6 protein-coding genes are annotated in these 7,023 nt (G+C 66.6%); 1 reads left to right on the plus strand and 5 read right to left on the minus strand.

The window, feature by feature from the left end:
* Positions 1-205 precede the first annotated feature (205 nt).
* A complete protein-coding gene (locus tag EB084_16395; GenBank protein ID NDD29837.1) occupies positions 206-412 on the minus strand; it encodes a hypothetical protein in 207 nt (68 codons plus the stop codon).
* Between the two features lie 368 nt (positions 413-780).
* Here EB084_16395 and EB084_16400 point away from each other — a divergent pair, with 368 nt between their 5' ends.
* Positions 781-1,446, plus strand: a complete 666-nt coding sequence (locus tag EB084_16400) for a hypothetical protein (GenBank protein ID NDD29838.1) — start codon at positions 781-783, stop codon at positions 1,444-1,446.
* A gap of 22 nt (positions 1,447-1,468) precedes the next feature.
* Here EB084_16400 and EB084_16405 read toward each other — a convergent pair whose 3' ends face one another.
* Genes EB084_16405 through EB084_16420 form a run of 4 tightly spaced genes read right to left on the minus strand, consistent with a single transcriptional unit; the run spans position 1,469 to position 7,005 of the window.
* Positions 1,469-2,647, minus strand: a complete 1,179-nt coding sequence (locus EB084_16405; GenBank protein ID NDD29839.1) for a hypothetical protein — start codon at positions 2,645-2,647, stop codon at positions 1,469-1,471.
* On the minus strand, positions 2,623-4,284 hold the full coding sequence (locus EB084_16410; GenBank protein NDD29840.1) for a TolC family protein: 1,662 nt from the start codon (positions 4,282-4,284) through the stop codon (positions 2,623-2,625). The genes EB084_16405 and EB084_16410 overlap by 25 nt, the downstream gene beginning before the upstream one ends.
* On the minus strand, positions 4,125-5,555 hold the full coding sequence (locus EB084_16415; GenBank protein NDD29841.1) for a biotin/lipoyl-binding protein: 1,431 nt from the start codon (positions 5,553-5,555) through the stop codon (positions 4,125-4,127). Before EB084_16415 ends, EB084_16410 begins: the two co-directional genes overlap by 160 nt.
* Entirely contained in the window at positions 5,548-7,005 is a 1,458-nt protein-coding gene (locus EB084_16420) for an ATP-binding cassette domain-containing protein (protein ID NDD29842.1), read from the minus strand. Before EB084_16420 ends, EB084_16415 begins: the two co-directional genes overlap by 8 nt.
* Between the last annotated feature and the right edge of the window lie 18 nt (positions 7,006-7,023).

Genomic DNA, 7,023 nt, shown 5'->3' on the forward strand with positions numbered 1-7,023 from the left:
GTGACGCGGCGTTCCAGGCGAAGGCAACGGCTCAGCTGAGCGGAATGATCAATGAGCTGCGTCGCCATCCCAGCATCTTTCTCTGGAACGCGCACAACGAATCGCTGCCGCACGATGCGACGCTCGACCGGGTTCTCGATCGCACGGCGGCGCTCATCGATCCATCTCGCGGTCACAAGGAAGGTTCTGGCATGGGAGAGCACTACTATCCCGGCTGGTACTTCCCGCCCTGGGGAGGCTCGTATACAACGTTCAACGACAAGCGCCCCGCGCTGGCCAGCGAGCTGGGAACGGTGGCGGTGCCCCGATCGCTGCTCGACTTCATCCCAGATGAGGCGCGCTGGCCTCCTTCGGAGCACGCCGATACGTGGAAGGCCTTCGACTTCCAGGCGTGGCCGTCCCGGGTGAACATCGGCCCCTGGGATTCGTTCAAGGACATCGATGACTACGTCACGGCGTCGCAGCAGTACCAGTCAGACTACGTCAAGTATCTTGTCGAGCACTGCCGACGGCTCCGGTTCGCCCCCTCCACCGGCGTATACCCGTTCATGTTCAAGGATGCCTGGCCGTCGGCGTGCTTCGGGGTTCGCGATCACGCCGGAACGCCGAAGATGGCCTGGGAGGCCATGTCTGCGGCCATGCATCCGACCTTGGCGAGCATCGAGTGGACCGATTCGATGGTGAAGGCAGGGGGTGACTTGAGAGCCACCCTATGGCTGGTGAACGACCTCGGTGGGGCGTTCCCTGACACGTCGGTGCGCTGGCGGGTCTATCGGGCCGATGACGATGAGAAGCGTGCCCTGCTCGAGGGTTCGACGCGGGTCGACGTGGCGCCGGATTCGTCTCTCTCGCTCTGCGGGGTGCGCTGGCGCGTCCCCCCAGACGCGTCTCCGGGGCAGCGCTTCGTTCTCGATATGGACTGGCGTGACGCAGCCGGAGAGCCGCTGTCGTCGAACGCCGTTGCCTTCACGGTCGCGTCGCCGTCCACCTCGGTTCCGGAGCGGTTTGGCCTGCGCCGTGAGCGCTACATTCCCGTGCAGCCCGAATACCCACCGCCCGGCTGACGGGGGCCACGTTCGCGCACAGGAGAGTGTCGCTGCGACGGAGGAATGGGGGAGTGCGGTGAGCGGCATGCTCGCCCCCTGGAGGTCTGTCATGGGATCGTTGTTTCGTCGCGAGAAGGTGCACTGCGCCCACATCCTGGTCACCAACGAGAAGGAGGCGTGCGAGCTTCTCGCCGAGCTGCAGGCCGGCGCCGATTTCGCCGAGAAGGCCCGCGCGCTGTCGCAGTGCCCGTCGGGTCGCGCCGGAGGCGACCTGGGCTCGTTCGGCCGCGGGCAGATGGTGCCGGAGTTCGACAAGGTGGCCTTCACGCTTCAGCCGGGAGAGCTCTCCGGCGTGGTGAAGACGAAGTTCGGCTTTCACGTGCTCAAGCGCATCGCCTGACCTGGCTCTCAACGACCACCCGTCAGTCGGGCTGCTCGTCGGTGAGGGCGGGTGCGGCACGTCCGGTCGCGATCTCGAGCTGACGCCTGCTCACGACGCCCTCGCGATAGAGGGCCTCGAGTCTGCTGGCGTGATTCGGCCGAACCGTGGATGGCCATGGACGCTCGGCGCTCGCCAAGGCCCTCGCCCGCGCCACCTTCGCGCGCAGCGTCGCATCTCGTTCCAGGTGGGCGGCGATGCGTTGCTCCACGTCGGCCCAGCGCTTGCCTTCGGCTCTGGCCCGCATCTCTGCGCGGGCCAGGGCCTTTTTCGTAGCCGCAACCTGCACCGTGAGCTGCGTGACCTCTGCTTCGAGAAACTCTGCCGTGCGCTGCGCGAGGCGCTGCTCGTCTTGCGCTCGTGCGCGCGCCTGTGCGCGTCGTTCTGCCTCACGAAGGGAGATGAGGCCGGCCTCGAGGCGCAGGGCGTCTTTTTGCCCATCGTCACGAGGAGCGGAAAGGCTGCGGCGGATGGTTGCGGTGCGGCTGCGCACGGCGTGGAGGCGGTCACTTGCCTCCGCGGCCGCGAAGCGCGCCCGCAACCAGTCGGCCGTGACATCACCTGACGTCTCGCTCACCGCGCCGAAGTCGAGGGGACGTCCGTCAGCGTCACGCATCTTCACATCGACGTGGTCGATGGCGACGAGTCCCAGCACGCGATCGATTGGAACCCGATCGCCGATGGATGTCGCGGGCGTCGAGAGATGACCATAGGTGGCCTCGCTCCCGTCTTCGTGGCGCACCGTGATCCCCCACTCCGTCTCGCTCCACGGGGTGACGCGCACCACCGTCCCGGACCACGCGCAGCGCACCGGCGTGCCCGCTGGCATGGCCACGTCGTAGCCCAGGTGCAGGCCAGGGCTTTTCCGATATCGGGAGACGCCGCGCGCGTCAGCGAAGCCGCTGGTCACCGTGGCGGCACGATACGAGCGCCGGCAGGCCTCGAGCAGGTGGCGCAGCGCGTGTTCGCCATGCCCCCCGAGCGCTGCGACGATGGCCGGAACGCGCCAGGCGGGAAGCACGGGAACGCACCGGCGCTCCAGCGGCGCCCTGGAAGCCTGGGCCTCCGCGGGCAGCGCGGCGATGAGGAGGGCGCAGGCATTCACCAGAATCGCCCGGATCGCGATGTCGAGATGCTTCACAGTCGCGCGCTCACCGCCCACAGGGTGTAGAGCGCGGCCGCGTAGTCCGCCTCGATGTCAACGACCTTCAGGCGCGCCTCGGCGGTGGCCCGCTCGCGCTGGTTCACAAGGAAGAGGGTTCCGTCGCCCAGCTCGAAGCGCAGGCGCTCGCCTTGCTCGAGCTTCTCGGCCAGCGCCAGGGCCTTCGAGGCGATCTCATGACGCTCGACCGCATTGTTCACCGCATTGACCGCGTCACGCACCTCGATGACGATGGTCTGCACATCGTTCGATTGCTGCACATCGAGGCGTGACAGTCGAAGCTGTGCTGCCTCGATGCGACCGTCGGCCTCTCGGGTGCGCAGCGGTATGGTGACGCTAAGCCCGGTCTTGATGGTCATTCCAACACCACCGTTGCCCGCATCGTACCCCGGCTGCACGAAGAAGTCGACGCGAGGCTTCTTGTCGTTGCGCGCCAGGTCGAGATCGATGCCCACGATCTGTCGCTCGAGCCTCAGCGAGCGAAGCTCCGGTCGGGTCTCCAGGGCATCGAGCGTGGCCTTGCCGAGCGCTTCGTCTGTCACGCTGCTCAGCGACAGGCGTTCGATGGCGGCACTCGACGGAGGGGGCGGACCCGGCTGGCGGTCGGCGTCCCACGCGTAGAGCGACAGCTTGAAGGCGGCCTTCTGCACGTCGCGCTCGGCCTTCGTTGCCACCTCGCGTCGACGTTCCACCTCGGCATCGGCCTCGACGCCGTCAAAGGGGGCGAGGTCGCCGGCCTCCACGCGCTTTCTGATGAGCGCGGCGCGTTTCGCGGCAACGTCGAGAACATCACGCTGCACCTGGAGGCGCCGCTCCGCGGCACTCCACTCCCACCAGGCGGTGCTGGCGGCCAGGAGCACCTGCAGCCGCGTGAGGCCGAAGTAGACCTCGGCGGTTCCCGTCTTCACAATGGCCTGTCGCTCAGCAGCGCGCTTCGGATTGATCCCGAAGCCGCGCAGCAGCGGGAGCTTGAGATCGAAGAAGACCTCACCCCCAGTGCCGGTCGGGCTCAAGGGAGATTTCACCGCACCGCGGTCGTAGTCGTAGCCCACCGCCATCTTCAGGCCATCGGGGGTGAGCCAGCCCACCGCGACGGTGTTGTCGGTGGCCTGCTTGGCCTTTCCTGAGCCGCCGTTGTATCGCATGTAGTCATCGTAGACCTCGAGCTGCGGGTCGAACGCCCCACGCTTCTCGGTCAGTGCGGCCCGTGCGATGTCGCGGTCGATGCGCGCCGCCAGCATCTTCGGATGGAACTGCTCGACGCGTTGCAAGAATGTGCTCAGCGCGGGCACAGCGGTGTTGACGGGAACGCCCGTCGTGTCTGGCGCCGACGCCGTGCTGAGCAGGGGGACGACATCGGAGGGGGGGGGCTGCGCGTGTTGTGTGGGCTGGGCTGCGACGGGTGCCGAGGAGATCGTGGCCAGCATGATCAGCGCGACACCCGCGAACCCTTTGAGGGCATCGAGGAAGGGCTGTGTCATCGCTTCAGCACCGGCTTTGTCTTCTTCTCGTCCTTGTCGCCCTTGCTGCTGTCCTTGCCGTCCTTCTTCGGCTTCTCGATCTCCACGGTGGGAGGGAACGCGTTCAGGCGTCGCCATACCTCGCGGTAGAGCGGAACCATGTCGAGCATCACCCATCCCACCGTGCGGGCGCCGGGACGCAGGCGGGTAGGAGGAGGCCACCGACCCTCCGCGAGGGACGGATCCGGCTTCACCAGAATGCGGAATCGACCCGCGCCGTCGTCGACCGCGTCGATGACGCTGATGCGTCCCGCGAACGTGCCCACTGAGGCCCAGGGCCACGCAACGAACGGCACGGCGGGAAAACCGTCGAAGATGAGCCGCACGGGTCTTCCCACCGACAGCAGCGGCGCGTCGAAGCCGCTCACGTAGAGCTCGACGGCAGTGTCGGTGGTCTCTGGAACGAGCACGCACAGGTCGTCTCCGGCTTTTACGTTCTCGCCCCTTCCCGCCTTGAAGATGCGCACGACGGTTCCGTCGCAAGGCGCGAAGACGTTCCGCTGCTCTGTTCGGCGTTCGAGGTTGTGCAGATCGGCCTCGAGCTTCATGAGCTCGGCGTCAGCCGACGCAATCGCCTCGCGCGCTTGCTGCTGACTGGCATCGAGGCTCACGAGGCTGGCCGAGGTGTCGGCGTCGACCTTTGCGCGGTCGAGCCGCGCGCCTTCCACGTCGCGCCGTGCCACATCGCACGCCGCTCGGGCACGTTCGACCTCGGTCACTGCCTTTACCCGGTCGAGCTCGGCGAGCTCGAGGTCACGGGTCGAGCGGAGGCCGTTCGATTGCAGATGCTTCACGCGCCTGTAGTTCAGTCGAGCGGTCTCGACACCCTGGGCCTGAGCCCGCGCCGACTGGTCGGCCATCGACTGGCGCGCCTGTGACTGCGAGATCTTCTGCGCGGCCACGGCAAGCGCGGCGTCCCGCGAGCGCATGATCGAGGCTTGCTGCGCTTCGAGGGCGTCGAGTCGTGCCTGCACCGACGTCCGTCGCTGGCGCACTGCGGCCATCTGGGCCTCGAGGATCTTCGGTTGGGCCGGATCGAGGAACCGCGACTCGATGTCGTCGAGCACGCAGAGCAGCTCGCCTTTCTTCACTGCCGTCCCTTCTTTCACGGTCCATCGGGCGATGCGGGCGGGGATGGGGGCCTCTATGGTCTGCGGCCGTTCGGTGGGGGCAAACACCGTGACCTCGCCTCGTCCCACCACCGATTGCTGCCAAGGCACCCAGGCCAGGGCGGCGACGGAGAGCGCCACCATGAGGCAGAGGATGAAGGCGATTACGCGCAGCGCTCCCCCCGTGCGCACGAGGTCGAGCGAGGTTCCCCGCTGGGCTGAGGAAGGAAGTGCAAGCGTCTCACCAGACAGGTGGGTTTCTCCATGCGGGTCAGACACGGGTGGACTCCTTTTCCAGCGCCATGGCTGCGCGCAGGCGGCTCGTTCGCTTTTCGAGCAGCGTCTTGGGCGGGCCTTCCTCGACGATGCGCCCCTTCTCGATGACCACAACGCGGTCGGCGCGCTCCACCGTCTCGAGGCGATGGCTGACGCACAGCAGGGTCCAGGGACGCCAAGGGAGGTGATCGCTCACGGCCGCCTGCTCGAGCGCCTGCTGCAGCTCGGCCGTGCTGTGCGGGCGGCCGAGCACCACGTTGCTCTCGAGGGTGCTGTCGAAGATCTCGTTACGCCCCCATACCACCGAGACCTGTTGATTGAGCGCTTCGTGGGTGACGTCACGAACGTCGATTCCGTCGAGGGTAAGCAGTCCTCGATCTGGGGAGAGCAGTCCGACCGCCATCTGTCCGAATGTCGTCTTTCCGCTGCCGTTCGGACCGATCAGTACGACTTTCTCTCCGGCGAGGATGTGCAGATCGATGTCGTCGACCACGACATGATCTCCGTACGCAAAGCGCACGCTCTGCGCAGATATCTCGATGCCCTCGCTCTTGCCTGGAAGGCTGCGCTCACCGCGCGACTCCAGGGGCAGGTCGAGCAGCACGCCCACCTTCTCGAGCGCGGTGAGAAGGTCGTACCACGGGTCGACGAGCTTCACCAGCTTGTCGGCCGCCTTCATCACCGACATGAGCACCAGCTCGGCGGCGACCAGCTGTCCGAGGGTGAAGGACTGGGTGATCACCATCCAGCCTCCGAGGCCAAGGAGCGCGGCGATGGCCACGGCCTGCAAGAGATAGTGGGCGGTGAGATGCCGAAGCAGCACGCGGAAATGAGCGCGTCGCGCAAGCACGTATCCGCGCACCAGCGCATCGGTGCGGTCGAGGGCGAAGTCTGACGCCGCGCTGAGCTTGAGCGCGGCCTGGCATTCGCTCATCTCTTCGAGCCAGCCTGCGACGAGATATTTCTCGTGCGACTCGCGCAGCTGCGTTCGCAGCCCTCCGAACGAGCAGAGTACGAGCACGAAGACACCGCTTGCCACAAGCGCCAGGGCTAGTGCCAGCATGCTTGCGCCGTAGAGCGAGAGGAGGCTCAGTCCGATCATGATCTCGACCACGGCGCCGGGGCCGTCTTGCATGATCTTCGACCAGGTCTTCTGCACGGTGAGAACATCGAAGAAGCGGTTCATCAGCTCCGAGCCGTGATGCTCGGAGAGTGCTCGCGCCTCCACGCGGGGCAGGTTCCGAGCAAGCCGCAGGGCCACCCGCGCAAAGACGCGCTGCTGCAGAACCTCGACAAGGGAATCGCGCAGCACCTGAATCAGGCCTGCGAACAGAAGCCCCACCAGCACAGCCGCGGTGAGAACGATGAGGGGTTGAAGCGACACGCCCGCGGCAATCGTGTTCACAAGCGCCTGGGAGGCCAGCGGAACGGCCAGGGCAAGCAGCGCGGTCATCAATGCGTAGACCACCAG

It is taken from the genome of Pseudomonadota bacterium, from assembly GCA_010028905.1.
Classification (GTDB): Bacteria; Vulcanimicrobiota; Xenobia; order RGZZ01; family RGZZ01; genus RGZZ01.

Excerpts from the sequence above, each read along its gene's own strand:
- EB084_16395 (NDD29837.1), bottom strand. The coding sequence starts at position 412 with ATGTTCACCCGGGACGGCCACGCCTGGAAGTCGAAGGCCTTCCACGTA.
- EB084_16410 (NDD29840.1), bottom strand. The coding sequence starts at position 4,284 with ATGGGTGATGCTCGACATGGTTCCGCTCTACCGCGAGGTATGGCGACG.
- EB084_16400 (NDD29838.1), top strand. The coding sequence starts at position 781 with ATGACGATGAGAAGCGTGCCCTGCTCGAGGGTTCGACGCGGGTCGACG.
- EB084_16420 (NDD29842.1), bottom strand. The coding sequence starts at position 7,005 with ATGACCGCGCTGCTTGCCCTGGCCGTTCCGCTGGCCTCCCAGGCGCTT.